The following is a 19,931-nucleotide window of genomic DNA, read 5'->3' as shown; positions in this document are numbered from 1 at the left end:
ATATACCCCGCATTTATTACTTTGGTGGCATAGGACTCAGCAACGGGTTAGGGTCAAATAGACTTATCAAGAGCGGAGATACTATCCGCCGAAAAAGGAACACGCATTTCACAGGACGAAAGGACCACATTATGAGTCTGCTTGAACACACTATCTGGACCGTATTGGGATATGGGGTCATGCCCTTTATCTTCCTGAGTGGGTTTGTAGCCGTGGCAGTCACCTGCTGTGTGCTGCTCAACGCCTTCGGGGTCGAGTCCGCCGAGAAGTGAGTCGCTTCTGCAATGCCGCCAAATGCCAGTCTTCGGACTGGCATTTGTTTTTTCAGCGCCTTTCGAAGCTGGTGTGGCCAATTCTTTGATTTCTGTGGTCGAACCCCGTCGCCAATTTGATTACACTGGCGCCCGTATCTCCATTCACGTGTCTCTTACCCAGGTTTTCAAGGTTTTTTATGGCTCTCAAGGCAACCGTATTCAAGGCCCAGATCAGCTTGTCTGACATGGATCGCAATCTGTATCAGGACTTCTCCCTCACCCTGGCGCGCCACCCTTCCGAAACGGACGAGCGGATGATGATCCGGCTGGCGGCGTTTGCCTGGCATGCCGCAGAGCGACTGGAATTTACCAAGGGTCTCAGCGCCGACGATGAACCCGAACTTTGGGAAAAGAACTACTCGGACGAGATTGAGCTCTGGATTGAACTGGGACAGCCCGACGAGAAGCGCCTCAAGAAGGCCTGCAACCGGTCGCGCCAGGTCGTGCTCTATCTCTACGGCGGGCGTGGCACCAGCGTCTGGTGGAAGCAAAACCAAGGCAAGCTGAGCCTGCATGACAATCTGAGCATCATCGAACTTGCGGAGAGCCAGACCCTGGCGCTCACCGCCATGGTGGAGCGTACCATGCAGCTCACCTGTACCATCTCCGACGGCCAGCTCTGGATCAGCAATGGCGCCCAGGAAGTGACCCTGGATCCGCTGCTGCTGATGGGCAAGCCGGCCCGCGAACTGTAACGGCATCCGCCCGTGTTCAGCGCCCTGCTTAATATCGTCATTCCCGTGTTCGGTGTGATCGGGCTCGGCGCCCTCTATGGCAGGCTGCGACCGGGCGGGGCGCTTGGCTATGTCAACCTGGCCAACATAGAGCTGTTTACTCCGGCGCTGGTCTTCTCGGCACTGGTCAAGTACCCACTGGCGCTGGGGGATAATCTGCCGCTGATCGGGGCAGGGGCCCTGGTGATCCTGCTGCCCGGGCTCTTGCTCGCTCTGCTCAGGCTGGACGGCGTCGAGCGGGCGGCCCTCATTTTGCCCGCCATGTTTCGCAACACCGGGAATTTGGGCATCCCCCTGATGGTGCTGGCCTTTGGTGAACAGCAGTTGGGGGCCATCGTCATCCTCTTTGTGCTCTCCAACCTGCTTCACTTCTCGGTCGGCATGTTTATCCTGTCGGCCAATACCTCCCGCTGGCTCTGGCTGCGCAGCCCCGTGCTCTGGGCGGCCCTGGCTGGCTTGCTGGTGGCCAACCTGCAGATCCCGCTGCCTGAATATCTGGTGACGACGGTGTCGATGCTCGGCCAGATCTCGGTGCCGCTGATGTTGTTTGCCCTCGGGATCCGCCTGATGGAGGGGGAGCTGGATCACCTGGGGCTGGCCCTGCGCTGCAACCTGCTCTATCTGCTGGCCGGTGGTCTGTCGCTCTTGCTCGCCATCTGGCTGTTGCCCCTCAAAGCTGAATGGATCCCGCTGCTGATGCTGTCGGTTTCTCTGCCCCCAGCGGTACTCAATTACATGCTGTGCGAGCAGTACCGCTGCCAGCCGGAGAAAGTGGCCAGCATAGTGCTGGGGGGCAATCTGCACTCCTTGCTGGTGATCCCGCTTTCGGTCTGGCTGGCGCTGCACTTGCCATCATAAGCAGAATACAATTCTGATAATTTACCATTTTGTCGATTTTGTGGCTGTTTTTTAGGCGCAAGTTCGGCCCCTCCATTTTACTTTTCGTGATCCCCTCCCAAGTTGTGTCCGTTGAAATCCCTTAGTATCTGGCCAGCATGACTCCCTTTAGGGGGAGGTAATTAAAAAGGGAGCAATGGATGCGCGTCGTGAATACCCCCTGTCTGCTGATGCAGATCCAGCCCACCATCTTGCGCTTTGCCAAGATGCTGGCCAGCTTGCTGCAACTGGAAGTCGAGATTGTCGACGACAATCTGGTACGGGTGGCCGGAACCGGCCCCTATGGCAAATTCTTCGGTCGCCAGCTGGAGGGCGACTCCAGGCTGCTGCGCTACGTGATTGAAAACCAGCGGGAAAAGATCGTCACCCATACCAGTGACGACCCCGTGTGTGATGGCTGCAGCTGCAAGGAGAGTTGCCGGGAGCGGGCTTTCCTTGGCATCCCCATCATGGTGGAGGAGCGCTGCATCGGGGTGATCAGCCTGGTGGCCTTCAACCCCGAACAGCAGGAGCGGCTCAGCAACAATCTGCAGGATGTGTGCGACTACGTGCGCCACATCTCCGCCATCTTCGTGGCCAAGCTGTTCGACTCCCGCGGCCTGTCAGACGGGGTCAACAAGGTGTTTCTCGATCTGATGGCCAACATGGATCAGGGCTGCCTGCTGCTCGATGACAAGAGTCAGGTGCGCTATGCCAACGAGGTAGCGCTCAAGCAGCTGGGCTGCAAGCAGGAACAGTTGCTGGGGCGCGAGCTTGGCATCCGGCCGCTCACCTTCGCCCAGCACGGGCGAAACGGCCATCTGCAGCACATTATCACCCTTGAGGATCGCCAGGAGCTGATCATCGGCCAGTTGCACCATGTGCAGGGGCAGCAGCTGTTCCTGATGGCGTTTCACCAGTCCCACTCCGGCCAGGTGCGCGAGCCGGACGCCGATCACTGCATTGAGCAGCTGATCGGCGAGAGCAAGCCGATGCGCACCCTCAAGCGGCTGCTGCACCGGATCGCTCAAAGCCCCTCCAGTGTGTTGATCTGCGGGGAAAGCGGGACCGGCAAGGAGGTGGTGGCGCGTGCCGTGCATCGGCTCAGTCCACGCAATGGCAAGCCCTTTATCGCCATCAACTGTGCCGCCATCCCCGAACAGCTGCTGGAAAGTGAATTGTTTGGCTATGTGAAGGGGTCCTTTACCGGTGCCGCCAGCGGAGGCAAGCAGGGGCTGATCCAGGCCGCACATCAGGGTACCCTGTTTCTCGACGAGATAGGGGACATGCCCCTCACCATGCAGGCCAAGTTGCTGCGGGTGCTGGAGCTGCGGGAGGTGACCCCCATCGGGGCCAGTCGCCCGGTGCCGGTGGATATCCGCATCATCGCCGCCACCCACCAGCATCTCGATCAATACATCGCTGAAGGCAAATTTCGCGAGGATCTCTACTACCGGATCAACGTGATCCCGCTCAATCTGCCGCCACTGCGGGAGCGGGAAGGAGATGTAGAGCTGCTGACCCACTATTTCCTCAACCTGCACACCAGCCGGATCGGTATCGTCTACCCGGGGTTGACACCCGAGGTGATGGCCCTGCTCAAGGGCTATCGCTGGCCGGGCAACGTGCGTGAATTGAGTAACCTGATGGAGTATCTGGTCAACGTCACTCAGCCGGGGGAGGTGATCGATGCCACCCTGTTGCCCCCCAACATCATCCGTAACCAGCTGGGGTCGCTCCCGGCCGAAGAGGGGCGGATCCCCGTCACCGTGGTGAGCCCGTCCGCCAGTCTGCTGATGCCGGCGAGCGTGGATGCGGCATCAGTGGCTGCCCCGCAGCCTGCGGAGAATGGCCTTGAGAACATGGAAAAACAGATGATCGAGGAAACCCTGATGCGTCTTGGCAACAAGAAGCTGGCCGCCCAGGCCCTGGGGATAGGGATTGCCACCCTGTATCGCAAGATAAAGAAGTACGAGATCACCGTGCAGGCCTGATGGTCAGGCATGGTGCAACGGGCCCGCGTCATGATATGGATGGCGCGGGCTTTTTCTTGGGTACACGAATGACGCAATGGAAGGGCAGGGAATGCAAAAAGCCCGCTCGATGAGCGGGCTTTTCTAATCTGGTGCGTCCTAGTGGATTCGAACCACCGACCCCCACCATGTCAAGGTGGTGCTCTAACCAGCTGAGCTAAGGACGCAGGGTGCGCAAGGCGACTTTTTGCAGGGGAGTGGTGGGTTTAATTGGATTCGAACCAACGACCCCTACCATGTCAAGGTAGTGCTCTAACCAACTGAGCTATAAACCCACATCTTAGTCTGCAAATTTTTCAAACTGTTATGGTGCGTCCTAGTGGATTCGAACCACCGACCCCCACCATGTCAAGGTGATGCTCTAACCAGCTGAGCTAAGGACGCATAACAGTGTTTCATGATGGTGCGTCCTAGTGGATTCGAACCACCGACCCCCACCATGTCAAGGTGGTGCTCTAACCAGCTGAGCTAAGGACGCATCATGAAAAGTGGTGGGTTTAATTGGATTCGAACCAACGACCCCTACCATGTCAAGGTAGTGCTCTAACCAACTGAGCTATAAACCCACTTTGCGAACCGGGTCAGGAACCCGTTTCACCACGCCAGCACTGCTGGCGTGGTCGGCATACTACCCATGCCCCCCAAGGCTGTCAACAGGCCGCACTCACAAAGGAGACTGTTTGCCCAGTTCTTGCGCAGCCTGTTGATTTTGCAGGCGAGTTTCGTCGTCTCCCGCCCTTATTGGGCCCGGGACAGGCTGGTGCAGGCCTCCGGAGTGGCAAAGCGCCCGTAGATGTAACGCAGCCTGGTTCCCAGCATCAGGGCTGCGCTGGTAAGGCCGACAATAAAGCCAATCCAGAAACCTTGCGGCCCCATCTTGGGCACCACCCAGTCGGTCAGCCCCAGGATCATGCCGGTGGGCAGCCCAAGTCCCCAGTAGGCGACGATGGTGACGTAGAAGATGGCCTTGGTGTCCTTGTAACCGCGCAGCGCCGCGGCGGCCACCACCTGCACCGAATCGGATACCTGATAGATGGCGGCGAAGAACAGCAGGGTGGCCGCCAGGGTGATCACCTGCAGATCCTCTGTGTAGATGCCGGCAATGGGTTCGCGCAGCAGCACTGTGAGGGCGGCGGTGGCGGCGGCCACGCTCATGCCCAGCATCAGACCGGTGCGGGCGGCGACCCGGGCGTGTTCCGGCAGGCCTTCTCCTATGCTGTGACCGACCCGGATGGTGACACCCACGCCAATCGACAACGGCAGCATGAAGACCAGGCTGGAGAAATTCAGGGCGATCTGGTGACTTGCCACTATCTCGGCCCCGAAGGGTGCCAGCATCAGGGCCACCACGGTGAACAGGGTCACTTCGCAGAAGATGGCCATGGCGATGGGGAACCCGAGCCGGAACAGGCGCCAGAGCCGACTGCCATTGGGGGCGCACAACTGGGAGAAGAGGCGGATTTCGGCGAAGTGACGGGAGAGCTTCACATAGAGGATCATCGCCAGCAGCATGGCCCACAGCACGATGGCGGTGGCGACGCCGCAGCCGACGCCGCCGAGGGCCGGCATGCCCAGATGGCCGTAAATGAAGACGTAGTTGGCGGGAATATTGACTGCCAGCCCGACGAAGCCGATCACCATGGTCGGCATGGTGTGGGAGAGCCCCTCGCTGAAGTTGCGCAGCACCTGGAACATCACGAAGGCGGGCAGACCCCAGAGGATGGCGTGAAGGTAACCTGTGGTCTTGGCCGCCATCACGGGATCCACGTCCATGAACTGCAGCGCCAGCGGGCTGAAGTAGAGCGCCACCATGGCGACCGGGGTCACCATCAGGGCCAACCAGAAGCCCTGATGCACGGCCGGGCGCACCTCGTCCCGTTTGCGGGCCCCGTTGAGCTGGGAGACGATGGGAGTGAGCGCCATGATGATCCCCTGTACCAGCAGGATGATCGGCAACCAGAAGCTGGAGGCAACCGAGACGGCCGCGAGATCCACGGCGCTGACCTGTCCCGCCATGACGGTATCGACAAAGTTCATGGCGATCTGGGCCACTTGGGCGACCAGAATGGGGCTGGCTAGACGAACGAGTTGCTTCGCCTCGGACCAATAACGTTGCACTGACACCTCCGAGTGGATCAGAAATAAAAGGGAAAGAACGGGTATCGGAAAGGGCCTCTGCATACCAGGACGCGGCATGCAGAGGGAAAGAGGGTCATTCTAGCCTGAAATCGGGCGTCGGAGAAACGTTTGGCGCTCCGGCTTGACGGGCAGATCAGGCGTCTTCGTGATCGCTGATCAACAGATTGGCGGCGGCATAGGCCGCTTGCTCGCGCAGCTCGGCGGGCACCCGCTCATCGGAGGCGACGGCGTCGAGGGCCCGGATGGCGGCGGCGATGGCCTTGGGCACATAACCCTGTTCGCCGGAACCTATCTGGTTGTAGGCGATGCGGATAGCCTCACAGCATTGATATACCTGCATAAATTTTCCTTGTTGAGCCTGGGATGCATGGCCGCCACTATAGCGAGCCCGGGCCGTCTTGTCAGCGGTTGCGCTTGTCTGGCGACCAGCGCGAGGTTACCCTGCCATTTTTGTTGTAGCAGGAGACGAGACATGTTCACCGGCATAGTGCAGGGGACCGCCGAACTGGTGGCCATCGACGCCCAGTCCAACTTTCGCACCCATGTGATCCGCATGCCGGACCCGGACTGGGGGGAAGGGCTGGTGCTGGGAGCATCCGTAGCCCACAACGGCTGCTGCCTCACCGTGACCCGGGTGGAGGGGGAACTGGTCAGCTTCGATCTGATGCAGGAGACCCTGCGCCTGACCAATCTTGGTGCCTTGCAGGTAGGGGACAAGGTCAACGTGGAGCGGGCTGCCCGCTTCGGCGACGAGATCGGCGGTCACGCCATGTCCGGTCACATCATGGGCATGGCGGAGGTCACCTCGGTGATCGACACCCCCAACAACCGCCAGGTGTGGTATCGCCTTGATCCCGCGCTCATGAAATATGTGTTGACCAAGGGCTATATCGGCATCGATGGCATCAGTCTGACCGTGGGCGAGGTGAGGGGCAACGAGTTCTGCGTCCACCTCATCCCCGAGACCCTGGCTCGCACCAACCTCGGCTGGGTCAAGGCGGGCTGGCGCACCAATATCGAGATCGATCCCCAGACCCAGGCCATCGTCGATACGGTGGAGCGGGTGCTGGCGGCCCGCGAAGGCCAGTGAAGAGCGTGTTGCCACTGCAATGAAGAAGGGCCTGCATGATGCAGGCCCTTCTTGTTGGTATTCATTTCTGACAAATCTTGGCGGACAGGGCCTGCGCCGCGCCGTCGGTTGATACAACGGCAGCGTCCTTGGCGTCACAGCCAATCAGAACAGCTGTTCGTCGTCGGCATCCACAAACAGTTGCAGGCAGTTGCGCGCCTCATCCCGGTGCAGCCGAAGATGGATGGGGTTGCAGCAGGCCATGCAATCTTCATAGAACTCCTGATCCCCCTGGCTGGCATCCAGCTCGACCCGGGTGTGATGACCACAGTGGGGGCAGACGATGCGCTTGCTGGTGTACTCGATCATGATGACCTCCTCAGGCCCGTGGGCCGCCTCTTCTTGAGTTGATTCTAGCCCTCCGGGAGGGCGTTGACCGCGAGCAAGCGCACGTTTATGACAGGGATCAAACACAGGTGAGGGGTCTGCTCAGCAGAGGCGAAAGAGAGGGGAAGTCTGGTCAGTTAAGGCCCCTTCTTTGGAAGCGAAGGGGCGGGAAAACGCGCTTGCGAGCGTATGCCACTCAGCTGGCCAGCACCTCTTTGTGACTTATTTGACCCAGCGGGCCAGCATGTCGGCATCCAGCTCGGTGAGAGAGCGCAACTGATGATCGGCAATGGCCAGACGCGGATCGCCCACTAAAGCCGGATCCGGCACGATCAGCGCCTTCATGGAGGCCGCCTTGGCCGCCAGCAGACCGGTGAAGCTGTCTTCGATGGCGAGACAGTGCACCGGCTCCACCCCCAATTTCTCGGCGGCGTGGATATAGACATCCGGGTGCGGCTTGCCAAAACGCTCCACCTCGGCGGAGTGAACCGCCAGGAAGCGATCGCGGATACCGAGCTTGCCGAGCACCGCCTCCACCATGGCAAAGGGCGAGGAGGTGGCAAGACCCACTTTAAGTCCTTGCGCCTCGATAAGATCGAGCGCTTCCAGCACGCCGGCCTTGGCCTGGCCTTCGCTCAGGATCAGGGCGTTGACCCTGTCCAGGATGCGCTGCACCACCTCTTCCTGGCTGGGGCCGCTCCAGGGGCGCAGCCGATACCAGTGGGCTACCAGCTGATCGATGCGCACGCCTATGGTCGATTCGCAATCCTCGACCGAGTGGGGATGACCCAGCTCGGAGAAGACGGCCATCTGGGCCCGTTGCCAAAAGGGTTCCGAGTCGATCAGAACACCATCCATATCGAAGATCACGGCAGCTAACATCTTGTACTCCAGACAAAGGTGAAGGGGGGATTATAAGGCGGACTCGCAAATGAAAAAGGGGCATCGTCATGCCCCTTGCGCTGGATCATGCTGGCAAACGTTTGATTTCGTGTGCCAAAAAAGTGGGCTTAGAACAGCACCTCAACTCCGGCCGCGACTGCTTTGGCTTGTTCTACCGCCTCGCTGCACTGTTTGGCACGCGCCAGTGCCACCCCGAGGCGACGGCGACCGGCGATCTCCGGTTTGCCGAAGAGGCGCAGCTGGGCACCCGGCACCAGAGCCAGCGCCTCGCCGATCCCCTGATAACGGATATCCTGGCTATGGCCTTCGCGCAGCACCACGGCGGAGGCGCTCGGTCCGTACTGGGTGATGGTACCGATGGGCAGCCCCAGGATGGCGCGCACGTGCAGGGCGAACTCGGAGAGATCCTGGGAGATCAGGGTCACCATGCCGGTGTCGTGGGGGCGGGGGGAGACTTCGCTGAACCACACCTCGTCGCCCCTGATGAAGAGCTCGACCCCGAACAGGCCATAACCGCCGAGGGCCTCGACCACCTTGGCCGCTACCTCTTTGGATCTGGCCAGCGCCAGTTCGCTCATCTGCTGGGGCTGCCAGGATTCACGGTAGTCGCCATCCTCCTGACGGTGACCGATGGGATCGCAGAAGTGAATCCCGTCCACGGCGCGTACCGTGAGCAGGGTGATCTCGTACTCGAAGGGCACGAAACCTTCGACGATCACCTTGCCTCGCCCGGCGCGGCCCCCCTCCTGGGCATAGGTCCAGCTCTCCTCCAGCCTGGCGAGATCGCGCAGCACGCTCTGGCCCTTGCCAGACGAGCTCATCACGGGCTTGACCACGCAGGGCAGACCGATGGCGTGCACCGCGGCGTCAAACTCTTCCCGGCTCTGGGCAAAGCGGTAGGGAGAGGTGGGCAGACCCAACTCTTCGGCGGCGAGCCGGCGGATCCCCTCCCGGTTCATGGTGAGCTGGGTGGCGCGGGCATTCGGTACCACCTTGACTCCTTCCTGCTCCAGCAAAGCCAGGGTATCGGTGGCGATGGCCTCGATCTCGGGGATGATGAGGTCGGGCTTTACCTCGGCGACCAGGTCGCGCAGGGCGGCGCCATCCAGCATGTCCAGCACGCGGGCATGGTGGGCCACCTGCATGGCGGGGGCATTGGCATAGCGGTCGGCGGCGATCACTTCGATCCCGAACCGCTGCAACTCGATGGCGACTTCCTTGCCCAGTTCGCCGGAGCCCAGCAGCAGGGCACGGGTGGCGCCGGAGCGGGTTGCGGTTCCAAACATACGATCTCTCCTGATGTCGATGGTCACATTGTTGCGGTCACTATTGGCGGCCAATAGCGGACAAAAAAAGAGGCACGCATGGCGTACCTCAGGAAACGGATTTGCTGGCGCGCTGCTCCAGATGAGTCAGCAGCGTGACGGCACCAATGATGATGGCGGCGCCGAGCCACAGTCGGCCCGGAGGGGCCCAGCCAAATACCAGCCAGCCGGCCAGCACGTTCATGGGCAGCTTGGCAAAGTCGAAGGGCTGCACGAAGGAGGCCTCCGCCACGCTGTAGGCGCGGGCGATGGACATCTGGGCCAGCGCCGACAGCACTCCGGCCAGGGCGACCAGTTGCCATTGATCGGCCGTGGGCCATTGCCATTCCGGCAGAGCCAGCATGGCATTGAAGGGGGTGCTGAAGATAAGCAGGTAGACCACTATGGTGTGGGACGACTCGCTCGCCGCCTGATAGCGCACCAGCAGGGAGTAACCGGCCCAGAACAGGGCGGCGGCCACCGGCAGCAGGGAGGCCCAGCTGAAATCGTCGGTCCAGGGGGCCAGGATCACCATGGCCCCGGCAAACCCCGCCAGGGTCGCCAGAATGCGGGCCCGGCTCACCTGCTCCTTGAGCAGCAGGGCCGACCCCAGGGTGGCAAACAGGGGAGAGGTCATCAGCAGCGCTATGCCCTGCCAGATGGGGACGGGCACGGCCAGCGCCCACAGCCAGAACTGGATGCCGATCACCGCTAGGGCGACACGCAACAGGTGCAGCCGGAACTGGTTGGTCATCAGGGACTGGCGCAAGCCGTGGCGAACCAGCCAGGGCAGCAGGCAGATCAGGGCGATCAGATACTGGTGAAAGGCGACCTGGGTGGAGGCGAGGCCGAGTTTGAAGCTGACATACTGGCTCAGGCTGTTGACGGCGGCGAAACAGAGGCCAGCCACCATCATCCAGACTGCACCGGCAATGGGAGAGTGCCGTGAGGGTGCCATGGGATCCGGGTCACTGAAAAAAGTGCGGCGGATCATAACGGCAATCGTTTGTTATGCCAAGGCGTGCGGCCCGGGAAGTGCGCTCTTTGGCGAGGAAGTGGACCAATATCAAAAATTTTGAACAAGTTGAGCATCTATTTTCGCTATCTGTATAGAAGCCCAATGTTTAGAGTGACCTCCATCGACAGCCACACTGTTCAACTGACAAGCAAACGGAGCGTCATCATGGCCAACATCCTCGTACTCAAATCCAGCATCCTGGGTCAATACTCCCAATCCAACGCCCTGATCGACGGCTTCCTCGCCGATCATCAGGATGATACCGTCACAGTGCGTGATCTGGCGGCCCTGAACCTGCCGGTGCTGGATGGTGAGCTGGCCTCCGGCCTGCGTGGTGGCGAGAACCTGAACGAGCGTCAACTGGCCGTGCTGGCCCAGTCCGACGAGCTGATCGCTGAATTGAAAGCAAGCGATCTGGTGGTGATTGCCGCCCCCATGTACAACTTCAACATCCCGACCCAGCTGAAGAACTGGATTGACCTGGTGGCTCGTGCCGGCGTGACCTTCCGCTACACCGAGACCGGTCCGGTCGGCCTGGTGGAGAACACCCGGGCCCTGGTGATCAGCCCCCGTGGCGGCATGCACGTCGGCAGCGCCACCGATCTGGTGACTCCCTACATGCGTACCGTGCTGGGTTTCATCGGCATCAAGGAGGTGGACTTCATCTACGCCGAGGGTATGGGGATGGGGCCGGAAGCCCAGAGCAAGGGGATGGAAGCGGCCAAGGCGCAGCTGGAGAGCCTCGCCGTCTAAGCCGACCTGCCCGTCGCGGTTTTCGGATAATGACAAACGCAGCCATCTGGCTGCGTTTGTTTTTTAAAGGAGGCGGGTGACACAAGGGTTGGGAGAGAAGAAAAGCCCTTTAACGCCAGAGGCAAGAGAGTCGGGCCGTCAATCCATGATAAAGCGGCGACAGCCGCGGATCAGCACCAGGAATACGGCCACCAGCAGGGCGCAGAGCAGGGTGGTCAGCCACTGTTCACCATCTTGCGGCAAGTAGGGAATAAACAGGCTGATCATCAACAAGGCGGCGAGGCTGATCAGCAGGTTCTGTCGGGTCATCATCTTGGGTCATCCTTGGTTTGCTTGCCTGAAACGAATCTAATGCCCTCTTGTGACAACCTGATGTATCCATCCATCAAGCCGTCGGGGCTTCCCTCTGTTGGGGGATCCTCCGACCATATCAGGTTTTGGCCATGGAGCCAGCGCCGCGGCCGGCTCTGTGATCCCGATCCCTATCTGAATTGCTTCTGATCAGGCTGGTAGTGGAAATCGCCGCTGGCGAGTCTGGCCTCCAGAGCCGCTTTATCGAGATCCTGCGCCTTGCAGAGATCATCCAGATCGTCATAGCGATCGCGCAGCTGCATATTGATCAGGCTCAGCAGCATGTTGACGTCCATGGTGGCGAATTTTTTCAGATCCATGGTTATTGCTCCTTGTCCAGGGATTGCAGCTGTTCGATGGCGGCGCTGACGGTGTGCAGATGCTGGCGGATCGCCTCGCGGGATTCGCTGGGCAGGTAGTCGGTCAGGGTGTGCTGCCAGCTTCCCGCCTCACTCTTGAGCTGTTGGAAGAGGGAGAGGCCCGCATTGGTGAGGGAGACCAGGCTGATGCGTTTGTCCTGCTCGCTGCTCTCGGTAAAGATGATCCCCTTCTCGGCCAGACGGCGGATCTCGCGAGAGATGCGCACCTTGTCCATGCCGCTTGCCTCTACCAGCTCTTTCTGGCTGATGGGGTAGTGGGGGCCGAGCACCATCATCAGGCGCCACTGGGGCACGGTCAGTTGATAGCGCTGTTCGTAAAACTGCTCGAAGGTATCCCGTAGCATCTCGGCGGCGTGAACCAACTGATAGGGCGGGTAGTGGGCGAGTAAAGCGATGATTTTTGACATATTACACCCTGCTGTGACAGCTGCATCTGGTGCAGTTTCTTTTGATACTTTGACAATGATGATACGAGACTAACGCGGATTTGTCTGACCCGGCAGCGATGAAATGTGCGGTGGCGCACGACATCCTGCGAAAGCCGGGTCAGTCAGGCGGGTTTTTAATCCGGGTTTGTTCAGCCTTTGCGCAACCAGAGCAGGGCCTGGTGCTTGAGCCAGGCATCGCGGGTATAGAGGGCGTAGAGCGCCGCTTCGTCACGGCTGCCCGCCTGCCAGCTGCCGGGCTCCTGCTTTGGCAGCTTGCGCTGACCGAGCAGGCAGGCCGGGATGTGCGGGTTGGCATTGATGGCGGCCAGCAAATGCTCCCTGGCCGCCTCGGCGCCTTTTGTGGCAAACACCATCAGTGCCTTGTTGTAGAGCAGCCAGCTGGAGGCTTCGTCAAAGCGCACCAGCAATCCGGCCAGCGCCTGCCAGTCTCCCTGGCGGGCATAGAGGGTGGAGAGGTGATAGCGGCAACCCGGCTCGTCGGCCTGGCAGAGGGTGAGCAGATCCAGGTATTCGGCCCTGGCCTCAGCCAACTGGCCCAGCTGCAGCAGGCAGTCGGCGCGGCCGGCTCTGGCCGCCAGCAGCGGCCGGGCTTCGTGTGAACTCCAGGCGTGTCCGGCGATCTGTTGCCAGAAGGCATCGTCAAACAACGGGCTGGCATCGGCGATGATCTTGTCGAACCAGCCCAGACGCACCTTGTGATCCCGGCTGGCATCGGCCAGGGCGAACCACTTTTGCCACTGCTCGGCCTGCTCGCTGTCCAGTGCCACCTCGGCGCTGGGGGCAGCCTGGTATTGATCCAGATTGAGCAACTGGTTGAGGGCGGTCTTCATGTGCTGGCGCTGGCGTTTGCAGAATTCGGCAAACGGCAGATCGCTGGCGGCAGCGCTATAGAGCATCTGCGCCATGGGCTTGTCACGAAACAGACAGAGCTCGGCCGCGAGGCTGAATCTGTGCTGGGTGGTGAGATCGTTCAAATCCTTTGGCTTGGGCCAGGTGGCAAACCCCTGACTAAACCCGTAGCACCATTGCCCGAGGGGATGCTGTTTGTCGAATACCTGCTCGGGATCGTCACTGGGCAGGCGACACTGGCTGGGCAGGGCCAGTTGCTCTTCATCGGCCAGGCTCTCCAGCTCCGCAATCAGATGGTGCAGCGCTTCGGCGCTCTTCTCATCCAGCTCGGCATCCTGCTCCAGCAAACCGGCCAGCGGCTGCTGCCAGTCGGGCTGCTCCGGTCCCACCAGGCGGGCGCACAAAAAGCCGTGCAGGGCAGGGTAGGTCATGTCCTGTGCGCTGTGTTGCTGGATCCATTGATTAAGATGGCGGGTACGAGTGGATGGGTTCATCGACGACTCCTCTGAATTTGAACAGCCGCGAAGTCTACCTAAATGTGGGGTTATTTGCAGTAAAAGCCCGCCTGCATGGCGATTTTATCGCCTGTCTGGAGGCGAAATGCACCAAAGACGAGGCCCTGCGTTGCGATGGGGACTAGGCCGGATCGCCCGTTTTGGGGTAACATGCGCGGCCATCAGGGCCCTGATCCAGCTGGCCCATTCGGTAAAGAAAAAGAGAGCACCATGATACAGATTGGCAAGATGAACACCCTCAACGTCGTTGAACTCGAAGACCGTGGCGCCTGGCTCGCGGCCGGGGAGTACGGTGAACTGCTGCTACCCAGGCGCCAGCTGCCGGAAGGGGTCAAGGAGGGGGACGATGTGCAGGTGTTCTTCTATCTGGATGCTGACTGCGAGCCGGTGATCACCACCGACAAGCCGTTTGCCATGGTGGACGAATTTGCCGGCCTCAAGGTGGTCAACGCCAACAAGATCGGCGCCTTCCTCGACTGGGGCATGAAAAAGGATCTGTTTGTGCCAAGCCGCGAACAGAACAAGCCGATGCAGGTGGGGCATACCTATCTGGTGCGCCTGATGCTCGATCACGAAGGGCGCATGGTGGGCACCAGCCGTCTGGAGCGTTTCCTCAGCACCGCCAAACCGCCCTTCAAGGCGGGGGACGAGGTGACCGCTCTGCCAGGTGAACACTCTCCCTTGGGCATCAAGGTGATCGTCAACGGCCAGTACCCGGGCATGCTGTTTCGCAACGAGATCTTCGGCCGGGTGATGACGGGGCGTCCCCAGACCGCCTGGGTCAAGCAGGTGCGCGAGGATGGCAAGCTGGATCTGACCCTGCAAAAGCCGGGGATGGCCAAGGTAGATGACGCCGGTGAGCGCATCCTGGCGCGGATGAAGAAGCAGGGCGGCAGCCTGGCGGTAGGTGACAAGAGCGAGCCCGAGCTCATCTACAAGCTGTTTGCCATGAGCAAGGGTACCTTCAAGAAGGCCATCGGCGGCCTCTACAAGCAGGGCAAGATCGTCATCGAAGACAACTGCATTACCCTGACTGACGCTGCCCAGGACGGGGAGCAGGAGTAAGTGCCGAGCCCCTGCATCGGTGCGTGCCGGGCGAAAGATGGCCTCTGTCTCGGCTGTGGTCGTACCCTCACCGAGATAGGTCACTGGTCGGCGATGGAGAGCGAGGCCCAGCTGGCGGTGATGGCCGAGCTGGATGGCTCGAAAAGCACCCATCTCTGCCCCGGCTGCGGAGAGCCGGCCTACTGCGCCGTCTCCGCTGGCGCCACCATAGATGAGTGTTGGTGCAGCCAGCTGCCGGCCCTGCCCATGAGCGAGGCTGGCGCCTGCTGGTGTCGCCGCTGTCTGGCCAAGGCCATCGCGGCCCAACCCTGGATGTGAGGGTTGACAGTAAAAACGAGAAAGGCGCCGAGGGCGCCTTTTTTATGCCTGTTGCTGGCGATGCCAGCGTATATGAACTTCATTTTCCTGCATCAGCCGGGGCAACAGGAAGGTGGCGAAGATCACCTCGAATTCATCCTGATGATCCAGCAAGCCGACCCACACCTCTACCCAGCGTTCCATGTCGACCGGTTCGCCCAATTCTGTGGACCAGTCTGCATTGGGCAGCGTCGCCTCGACGGCGCCACGCTTTTCAAACTCCAGGGTGATATCGACAATTTGCTCAGGGGCCAGCATGTCTGCAGCCTGTTCGAGAAACTGATCATAGGCCCATTCGACCAGCTGATCCGGGGTACGCTGTTCCATGAAATCACTCCAGATTCGTCGGGGTTCGCTACTGTAGCAAGGATTGGTACCGGCGGCCAGACCAGTGCGCCGGCAGACGGGCGGGTCTGTCCAATTGGCCCCGGTAGGGGTATGGTTAACACGCAGCCATGCAGGGGAGTCAGAGGATGAAACCGCGAGGACGACGACGGCAGATCAAGCGACGGCGGGAGACCTGGTGGTGGCACTATCTGCCGCTTCACCGCGAGACGGTGGGTGGCCATCTCGGCCCCCCGGCGCCTCTCGACGCCGGTTAGTCATCAATCGGCCTGCTGGACCCGGGTCAGGGTGATCTGGCCGAGCTGGCTCATCTGGCGGCGGATCCAGGCCGAGCGCTGCTGCACATAGGGTGAAGGGGGATTGACCTTGTAGCGCCAGGGGTTGGGCAGCGCCGCCGCCAGCAGGGAGGCCTCGTAACGGGTTAGTCTTGCAGCCGGTTTGCCGAAGTAGTGTCTGGCCGCCGCCTCGGCGCCATAGATCCCCGGCCCGAACTCCACAATATTGAGATAGACCTCAAGGATGCGGGACTTGTCCCAGCCCAGCTCCATCAACAGGGTAAACCAGGCCTCCAACCCCTTGCGCAGGAAGCTGCGATCGCTCCACATGAAGAGATTCTTGGCCGTCTGCTGGCTAAGGGTGCTGGCACCGCGCACCCGGCTGCTCTGCTGATTGTGCTTGAGGGCGGAGCTGATGGCATCGAGATCGAAACCGTGGTGCTCGGCAAAATGCTGATCCTCGGCGGCGATCACCGCCAGCTGCAACTCGCGGGAGATCTGCCCAAGCGGCACCCAGTCATGCTTGACTTCAGCCACCTTGGCAGGGGGAAACAGCGCACGCTCAATGCGCCAGCTCCACATGGGCGGATCGATAAAACGCAGCAGTGCCACCGAGCCGACCGACAACAGCAGGGCGGCCAGCAGCAGCTTGCCCAGCCACCTTAAGAGGCGTTGCACCAGTGTCGGCCCCACGGGATCAGGCTCTGATCCCCAGTCGTAGTGATCCGGATCATCGGGATCCGGAATTATTGGGGGAGCCATTCGATGTGGCAGAACTTCTCGTCGACACGGCGGGAGAGCAGCATACGGGCGAACAGGTGTTCGTACTCTTCTTGCTCGTTGCCAAGGCCGACCCAGATCTCGGCATAGTCGGCATCGCTGACCTCAAATCCCACGTCCACTTCCCAGTCGTCAGCCGGATCGGTTTCCGCCAGCAGGCCCCGGTTGTTGAACTCCTGGTTGAAGAGGGTGATCTCCTGCTCCGGCAGGTTGTCGGACGCCAGCTCCATGAAGAGTTCGAGGGCGGTGTCGAGCAGTTCCTCGACGCTGTGCATTTCGGCATTCAAAGACATAAACGGTCGATTCCAGAAAAGGGGGACAAGTGACCGGACGGGGCAAACCCGATGGTCGCGGCTATTCTAGCGATCGTGCGAGCGGTTGGCGAGACGGGGTGGGTCATGAGGGGGAAATAGTGATGATAAAAGACCGGATCCCGCCAAGGATCCGGTCTTTATTTGGGAAAAAGGTCACGCATAGGGCGTCAGCTCATCCCTTCTTGTCATCGGCGAAGGTGATGTTGAGCTCGAGGACCGACAGCTCATCACTCTTCTGATCCAGCTGGACGGTGATCTTGTCCGGATCGATGTTGACGTATTTACGGATCACATCGAGGATATCCTGCTTGAGCTGGGGCAGGTAATCCGGCCCCCCTCTGGATGAACGCTCGTGTGCAACGATGATCTGCAACCGCTCTTTGGCCAGTTGTGCGGTGTTCTGTTTCTTGTTGGAACGAAAATAATCCAATAATGACATGCTTAACTCCCGAACAGTCGGCTAAAGAAGCCCTTCTTCTCTGCTTCCAAAAAACGAAATTCCTTGGTGTCGCCCAGCAGGCGGGACACCGCATCTTCATAGGCCTGACCGGCATCGGACTCTTTGTCCAGAATCACCGGCTCGCCGGAGTTGGAGGCGCGCAGCACCGCCTGGGACTCCGGGATCACCCCGAGCAGGGGGATGGCCAGGATCTCCTGCACGTCCTGCACGCTCAGCATGTCGCCGCGGTTGACGCGGGTCGGGCAGTAGCGGGTCAGCAGCAGGTGCTCCTTGATGGGGTCTTCTCCGCGCTCGGCACGGCGGGACTTGGAGGCCAGGATGCCGAGGATCCGGTCCGAGTCACGCACGGAGGAGACTTCCGGGTTGGTGGTGACGATGGCCTCGTCGGCAAAGTAGAGGGCCATCAGGGCGCCCGCTTCGATCCCGGCAGGGGAGTCGCAGACGATGTAGTCGAATTTCATCTCGGCCAGCTGATCCAGGATCTTCTCGACCCCTTCACGGGTCAGTGCGTCTTTGTCCCGGGTCTGGGAGGCGGGCAGTATGAACAGGTTCTCGCAACGCTTGTCTTTAATGAGGGCCTGGTTAAGGTTGGCCTCGCCATTGATGACGTTGACGAAGTCATACACCACGCGGCGCTCGCAGCCCATGATGAGATCCAGGTTTCTCAGACCGATGTCAAAATCGATGACCACTGTCTTGTGACCACGCTGGGCTAAACCTGTGCTCAGGGCCGCACTGGTTGTGGTCTTGCCAACGCCACCTTTACCCGATGTAACGACAATAATTCGCGCCATTCTCGCTTCCTTGTAACTCTATTTGATACGGTCTATTCGGAGTTGTTCATTGTCCAGCCGGATATGTACCGCTTGCTGGATCAGGCCTGCCGGCAGGGCATCGCTCAACTGGAAAGTACCCGCGATGGAGAGCAGCTCGGCCTGCAATTGCTGACAATAGATCCGGGCCCGGGTGTTGCCACGGGCGCCGGCAATGGCCCTGCCACGCAGGGTGCCATAAATATGAATGCTGTCATCGGCGAGCACTTCGGCCCCCGGACTGACTGAGCCCAGCACCACCAGGGAGGTGCCTGCGGCATAAATCTGCTGACCGGAGCGCACCGGCCCCACGTGTACCCTGGTCGGGATCAGGGGGGCTGGCTCGGGTTCGAGGGCCACCACGGGGGCGACCGGCTCGGGGGCCGGTTCACTCTTGCGGCTCTTGCCGGAGGCCATCACCGCCAGCCCTGCTGCCTTGGCCGCCGTCTTCATCTCTTCATTGCGCGCCCCGGTCACGCCCACCAGCACGAACTCCTCGGATTCCACCAACTCCTTGAGCTGCTCAAAATCCGGGATATGTTCCAGCCGGGAGACATTGATCACCAGGGGAGCACAGTTAAAAAAGTAGGGGGCCTGGGCCACCTTTTCGGCCAACAACTGACGGATCCGCTCTGGCTCGCCATCGCTGATATGCAACACAGAAATAGTGAAGGTGGACCCTTTCAATTCGTTATCGCGCTCAACCATGAATCTTCCCCGAGGCAGAGATGCTAATCCGTTATTGTTATTCAATTCCTGATGTTATAGTTTGCCCCCATCAGAGGCAATAAACTCGTCGGATTATATCAATTTCCATGTTGTGTGCAGTCTATAAAAGTCGCAAAAAAGCCGAGACCTATCTTTTTGTTGAAAGAAGAGAGGATTTTTCCCGCGTACCCGAGGCGCTGATGACCACCTTCGGCCGTCCCGAGCTGGTGCTGATGACCAAGCTGGACCCCGCCAAGCCTCTGGGGCTAGCCAATGTCAGCAAGGTGATGGCTGCGCTGACGACCCAGGGCTTCTATCTGCAGGTGCCACCCCCTCCGGAAAATTTGCTGGAACAGCACAAGGCGCAGCTGAAAAAGTCTGGTTAAATATCCAGTACCCAATCGCCGAGAATGGATGGCGAACCGGCTATTTGTATTTTTAGCGCCCCATTTCGGGGCGCGTCATCTCATGGCAAGGATGCAGATAATTCCGGCAATAATAGGTACGCCGAATTAATCGGTGCGTTGAAATATTGCCCAATACATCCAAATTAAAAGTCAATCCGGCCCGGACACAATATCATCAACTTTTGCGACCGCTCACAAAATAGCGTGAGTGACCACCCCTGATACTTATTTCAGCGCGGACTTTTTGCCCCTTGTCCATATTTGCAACTCCCTGTTGCGGCTGAACTTCTCTTGTCTGGGCAAGTGCTCTCGTACGCAGACCCGCGCAGGCAAT

General features: G+C 60.1%; 26 protein-coding genes and 5 tRNA genes. 10 read left to right on the top strand and 21 right to left on the bottom strand.

The window, feature by feature from the left end:
- Positions 1–131 precede the first annotated feature (131 nt).
- From I6L37_RS16570 to I6L37_RS16555, 4 genes are all read left to right on the top strand, one after another.
- Complete coding sequence (locus I6L37_RS16570; protein WP_082037484.1) at positions 132–272, top strand: TIGR02808 family protein; 141 nt, start codon at positions 132–134, stop codon at positions 270–272.
- A gap of 179 nt (positions 273–451) precedes the next feature.
- A complete protein-coding gene (locus tag I6L37_RS16565) occupies positions 452–1,009 on the top strand; it encodes a YaeQ family protein (RefSeq protein ID WP_216992421.1) in 558 nt (185 codons plus the stop codon).
- 12 nt (positions 1,010–1,021) lie between these two features.
- Positions 1,022–1,906: an AEC family transporter gene (locus I6L37_RS16560; protein WP_216992420.1), complete on the top strand. Its 885-nt coding sequence runs from the start codon at positions 1,022–1,024 to the stop codon at positions 1,904–1,906.
- 179 nt (positions 1,907–2,085) lie between these two features.
- A complete protein-coding gene (locus I6L37_RS16555) occupies positions 2,086–3,918 on the top strand; it encodes a sigma 54-interacting transcriptional regulator (RefSeq protein ID WP_216992419.1) in 1,833 nt (610 codons plus the stop codon).
- 129 nt (positions 3,919–4,047) lie between these two features.
- Here I6L37_RS16555 and I6L37_RS16550 read toward each other — a convergent pair.
- The 7 genes from I6L37_RS16550 to I6L37_RS16520 all read right to left on the bottom strand — a co-directional run bounded on the left by I6L37_RS16550 (position 4,048) and on the right by I6L37_RS16520 (position 6,436).
- Positions 4,048–4,124 (bottom strand) — tRNA-Val (locus I6L37_RS16550).
- Positions 4,125–4,155: 31 nt separating this feature from the next.
- A tRNA-Val gene (locus I6L37_RS16545) sits at positions 4,156–4,232 on the bottom strand.
- A 32-nt stretch (positions 4,233–4,264) separates the two neighbouring features.
- Positions 4,265–4,341: transfer RNA gene (locus I6L37_RS16540), tRNA-Val, on the bottom strand.
- 17 nt (positions 4,342–4,358) lie between these two features.
- A tRNA-Val gene (locus I6L37_RS16535) sits at positions 4,359–4,435 on the bottom strand.
- Between the two features lie 11 nt (positions 4,436–4,446).
- Positions 4,447–4,523: transfer RNA gene (locus I6L37_RS16530), tRNA-Val, on the bottom strand.
- Positions 4,524–4,695: 172 nt separating this feature from the next.
- Positions 4,696–6,075, bottom strand: coding sequence for an MATE family efflux transporter (locus tag I6L37_RS16525; RefSeq protein WP_216992418.1), 1,380 nt, complete (start codon positions 6,073–6,075; stop codon positions 4,696–4,698).
- 154 nt (positions 6,076–6,229) lie between these two features.
- A complete protein-coding gene (locus tag I6L37_RS16520; RefSeq protein ID WP_026457486.1) occupies positions 6,230–6,436 on the bottom strand; it encodes a YaeP family protein in 207 nt (68 codons plus the stop codon).
- Between the two features lie 132 nt (positions 6,437–6,568).
- On the opposite strand from I6L37_RS16520, the gene I6L37_RS16515 reads away from it, so the two are divergent.
- Positions 6,569–7,186 carry a riboflavin synthase subunit alpha gene (locus tag I6L37_RS16515; protein WP_124240205.1) on the top strand — a complete coding sequence of 206 codons (618 nt, stop codon included), beginning with the start codon at positions 6,569–6,571 and terminating at the stop codon, positions 7,184–7,186.
- Between the two features lie 144 nt (positions 7,187–7,330).
- Here the strand turns inward: I6L37_RS16515 and I6L37_RS16510 are convergent, their stop codons facing one another.
- The 4 genes from I6L37_RS16510 to I6L37_RS16495 form a co-directional block, all read right to left on the bottom strand.
- Positions 7,331–7,534 carry a CPXCG motif-containing cysteine-rich protein gene (locus I6L37_RS16510; RefSeq protein WP_026457488.1) on the bottom strand — a complete coding sequence of 68 codons (204 nt, stop codon included), beginning with the start codon at positions 7,532–7,534 and terminating at the stop codon, positions 7,331–7,333.
- 240 nt (positions 7,535–7,774) lie between these two features.
- Entirely contained in the window at positions 7,775–8,434 is a 660-nt protein-coding gene (hxpB, locus tag I6L37_RS16505) for a hexitol phosphatase HxpB (protein WP_216992417.1), read from the bottom strand.
- Positions 8,435–8,562: 128 nt separating this feature from the next.
- Positions 8,563–9,741 carry a formate-dependent phosphoribosylglycinamide formyltransferase gene (purT, locus tag I6L37_RS16500; protein WP_216992416.1) on the bottom strand — a complete coding sequence of 393 codons (1,179 nt, stop codon included), beginning with the start codon at positions 9,739–9,741 and terminating at the stop codon, positions 8,563–8,565.
- Positions 9,742–9,829: 88 nt separating this feature from the next.
- Entirely contained in the window at positions 9,830–10,717 is an 888-nt protein-coding gene (locus I6L37_RS16495; protein WP_042070002.1) for a DMT family transporter, read from the bottom strand.
- Positions 10,718–10,942: 225 nt separating this feature from the next.
- Between I6L37_RS16495 and I6L37_RS16490 the strand changes: the two genes are divergently transcribed.
- A complete protein-coding gene (locus I6L37_RS16490; RefSeq protein ID WP_216992415.1) occupies positions 10,943–11,530 on the top strand; it encodes an FMN-dependent NADH-azoreductase in 588 nt (195 codons plus the stop codon).
- Between the two features lie 138 nt (positions 11,531–11,668).
- On the opposite strand, the gene I6L37_RS16485 is transcribed toward I6L37_RS16490, so the two are convergent.
- The 4 genes from I6L37_RS16485 to I6L37_RS16470 form a co-directional block, all read right to left on the bottom strand.
- Complete coding sequence (locus I6L37_RS16485) at positions 11,669–11,842, bottom strand: hypothetical protein (RefSeq protein WP_167335313.1); 174 nt, start codon at positions 11,840–11,842, stop codon at positions 11,669–11,671.
- Between the two features lie 170 nt (positions 11,843–12,012).
- Positions 12,013–12,201, bottom strand: coding sequence for a DUF4250 domain-containing protein (locus I6L37_RS16480; RefSeq protein WP_026458375.1), 189 nt, complete (start codon positions 12,199–12,201; stop codon positions 12,013–12,015).
- Positions 12,202–12,203: 2 nt separating this feature from the next.
- Entirely contained in the window at positions 12,204–12,668 is a 465-nt protein-coding gene (locus I6L37_RS16475; RefSeq protein WP_026458376.1) for a MarR family winged helix-turn-helix transcriptional regulator, read from the bottom strand.
- A gap of 170 nt (positions 12,669–12,838) precedes the next feature.
- Positions 12,839–14,053, bottom strand: a complete 1,215-nt coding sequence (locus I6L37_RS16470; RefSeq protein ID WP_216992414.1) for a UPF0149 family protein — start codon at positions 14,051–14,053, stop codon at positions 12,839–12,841.
- A gap of 231 nt (positions 14,054–14,284) precedes the next feature.
- On the opposite strand from I6L37_RS16470, the gene I6L37_RS16465 reads away from it, so the two are divergent.
- The gene (locus I6L37_RS16465) at positions 14,285–15,139 is read left to right on the top strand and encodes a S1 RNA-binding domain-containing protein (RefSeq protein ID WP_216992413.1); all 855 of its coding nucleotides are present in this window, start codon (positions 14,285–14,287) and stop codon (positions 15,137–15,139) included.
- Entirely contained in the window at positions 15,140–15,457 is a 318-nt protein-coding gene (locus I6L37_RS16460; protein ID WP_216992412.1) for a DUF1289 domain-containing protein, read from the top strand.
- Positions 15,458–15,499: 42 nt separating this feature from the next.
- Here the strand turns inward: I6L37_RS16460 and I6L37_RS16455 are convergent, their stop codons facing one another.
- On the bottom strand, positions 15,500–15,823 hold the full coding sequence (locus tag I6L37_RS16455) for an HI1450 family dsDNA-mimic protein (RefSeq protein WP_026457797.1): 324 nt from the start codon (positions 15,821–15,823) through the stop codon (positions 15,500–15,502).
- 146 nt (positions 15,824–15,969) lie between these two features.
- Between I6L37_RS16455 and I6L37_RS22185 the strand changes: the two genes are divergently transcribed.
- Positions 15,970–16,098, top strand: a complete 129-nt coding sequence (locus I6L37_RS22185; protein WP_302056809.1) for a hypothetical protein — start codon at positions 15,970–15,972, stop codon at positions 16,096–16,098.
- A 3-nt stretch (positions 16,099–16,101) separates the two neighbouring features.
- On the opposite strand, the gene mtgA is transcribed toward I6L37_RS22185, so the two are convergent.
- The 5 genes from mtgA to minC form a co-directional block, all read right to left on the bottom strand.
- Positions 16,102–16,878 carry a monofunctional biosynthetic peptidoglycan transglycosylase gene (mtgA, locus tag I6L37_RS16450; protein WP_216992411.1) on the bottom strand — a complete coding sequence of 259 codons (777 nt, stop codon included), beginning with the start codon at positions 16,876–16,878 and terminating at the stop codon, positions 16,102–16,104.
- On the bottom strand, positions 16,863–17,189 hold the full coding sequence (locus I6L37_RS16445) for an HI1450 family dsDNA-mimic protein (RefSeq protein WP_216992410.1): 327 nt from the start codon (positions 17,187–17,189) through the stop codon (positions 16,863–16,865). The genes mtgA and I6L37_RS16445 overlap by 16 nt, the downstream gene beginning before the upstream one ends.
- Positions 17,190–17,382: 193 nt before the next feature.
- Positions 17,383–17,649, bottom strand: a complete 267-nt coding sequence (gene minE / locus I6L37_RS16440) for a cell division topological specificity factor MinE (protein WP_042012553.1) — start codon at positions 17,647–17,649, stop codon at positions 17,383–17,385.
- Positions 17,650–17,651: 2 nt separating this feature from the next.
- Positions 17,652–18,464 carry a septum site-determining protein MinD gene (gene minD, locus I6L37_RS16435; RefSeq protein WP_042026066.1) on the bottom strand — a complete coding sequence of 271 codons (813 nt, stop codon included), beginning with the start codon at positions 18,462–18,464 and terminating at the stop codon, positions 17,652–17,654.
- Between the two features lie 18 nt (positions 18,465–18,482).
- On the bottom strand, positions 18,483–19,190 hold the full coding sequence (gene minC, locus I6L37_RS16430; RefSeq protein WP_216992409.1) for a septum site-determining protein MinC: 708 nt from the start codon (positions 19,188–19,190) through the stop codon (positions 18,483–18,485).
- 107 nt (positions 19,191–19,297) lie between these two features.
- On the opposite strand from minC, the gene I6L37_RS16425 reads away from it, so the two are divergent.
- The gene (locus I6L37_RS16425; RefSeq protein WP_042026070.1) at positions 19,298–19,576 is read left to right on the top strand and encodes a YcgL domain-containing protein; all 279 of its coding nucleotides are present in this window, start codon (positions 19,298–19,300) and stop codon (positions 19,574–19,576) included.
- The last annotated feature ends 355 nt before the right edge of the window (positions 19,577–19,931 follow it).

It is taken from the genome of Aeromonas sp. FDAARGOS 1407, assembly GCF_019048725.1.
GTDB classification, from domain to species: Bacteria; Pseudomonadota; Gammaproteobacteria; order Enterobacterales; family Aeromonadaceae; genus Aeromonas; species Aeromonas enteropelogenes.
The sequence above is the reverse complement of the archived record's forward strand: the minus strand, read 5'-3'. Positions and strand labels throughout refer to the sequence as shown.

Coding starts and splice junctions, on each gene's coding strand:
- I6L37_RS16570 (WP_082037484.1), top strand. CDS start 132: ATGAGTCTGCTTGAACACACTATCTGGACCGTATTGGGATATGGGGTC.
- I6L37_RS16565 (WP_216992421.1), top strand. CDS start 452: ATGGCTCTCAAGGCAACCGTATTCAAGGCCCAGATCAGCTTGTCTGAC.
- I6L37_RS16555 (WP_216992419.1), top strand. CDS start 2,086: ATGCGCGTCGTGAATACCCCCTGTCTGCTGATGCAGATCCAGCCCACC.
- I6L37_RS16520 (WP_026457486.1), bottom strand. CDS start 6,436: ATGCAGGTATATCAATGCTGTGAGGCTATCCGCATCGCCTACAACCAG.
- I6L37_RS16515 (WP_124240205.1), top strand. CDS start 6,569: ATGTTCACCGGCATAGTGCAGGGGACCGCCGAACTGGTGGCCATCGAC.
- I6L37_RS16510 (WP_026457488.1), bottom strand. CDS start 7,534: ATGATCGAGTACACCAGCAAGCGCATCGTCTGCCCCCACTGTGGTCAT.
- hxpB (WP_216992417.1), bottom strand. CDS start 8,434: ATGTTAGCTGCCGTGATCTTCGATATGGATGGTGTTCTGATCGACTCG.
- purT (WP_216992416.1), bottom strand. CDS start 9,741: ATGTTTGGAACCGCAACCCGCTCCGGCGCCACCCGTGCCCTGCTGCTG.
- I6L37_RS16495 (WP_042070002.1), bottom strand. CDS start 10,717: ATGGCACCCTCACGGCACTCTCCCATTGCCGGTGCAGTCTGGATGATG.
- I6L37_RS16490 (WP_216992415.1), top strand. CDS start 10,943: ATGGCCAACATCCTCGTACTCAAATCCAGCATCCTGGGTCAATACTCC.
- I6L37_RS16485 (WP_167335313.1), bottom strand. CDS start 11,842: ATGATGACCCGACAGAACCTGCTGATCAGCCTCGCCGCCTTGTTGATG.
- I6L37_RS16480 (WP_026458375.1), bottom strand. CDS start 12,201: ATGGATCTGAAAAAATTCGCCACCATGGACGTCAACATGCTGCTGAGC.
- I6L37_RS16475 (WP_026458376.1), bottom strand. CDS start 12,668: ATGTCAAAAATCATCGCTTTACTCGCCCACTACCCGCCCTATCAGTTG.
- I6L37_RS16470 (WP_216992414.1), bottom strand. CDS start 14,053: ATGAACCCATCCACTCGTACCCGCCATCTTAATCAATGGATCCAGCAA.
- I6L37_RS16465 (WP_216992413.1), top strand. CDS start 14,285: ATGATACAGATTGGCAAGATGAACACCCTCAACGTCGTTGAACTCGAA.
- I6L37_RS16455 (WP_026457797.1), bottom strand. CDS start 15,823: ATGGAACAGCGTACCCCGGATCAGCTGGTCGAATGGGCCTATGATCAG.
- I6L37_RS22185 (WP_302056809.1), top strand. CDS start 15,970: ATGAAACCGCGAGGACGACGACGGCAGATCAAGCGACGGCGGGAGACC.
- mtgA (WP_216992411.1), bottom strand. CDS start 16,878: ATGGCTCCCCCAATAATTCCGGATCCCGATGATCCGGATCACTACGAC.
- I6L37_RS16445 (WP_216992410.1), bottom strand. CDS start 17,189: ATGTCTTTGAATGCCGAAATGCACAGCGTCGAGGAACTGCTCGACACC.
- minE (WP_042012553.1), bottom strand. CDS start 17,649: ATGTCATTATTGGATTATTTTCGTTCCAACAAGAAACAGAACACCGCA.
- minD (WP_042026066.1), bottom strand. CDS start 18,464: ATGGCGCGAATTATTGTCGTTACATCGGGTAAAGGTGGCGTTGGCAAG.
- minC (WP_216992409.1), bottom strand. CDS start 19,190: ATGGTTGAGCGCGATAACGAATTGAAAGGGTCCACCTTCACTATTTCT.
- I6L37_RS16425 (WP_042026070.1), top strand. CDS start 19,298: ATGTTGTGTGCAGTCTATAAAAGTCGCAAAAAAGCCGAGACCTATCTT.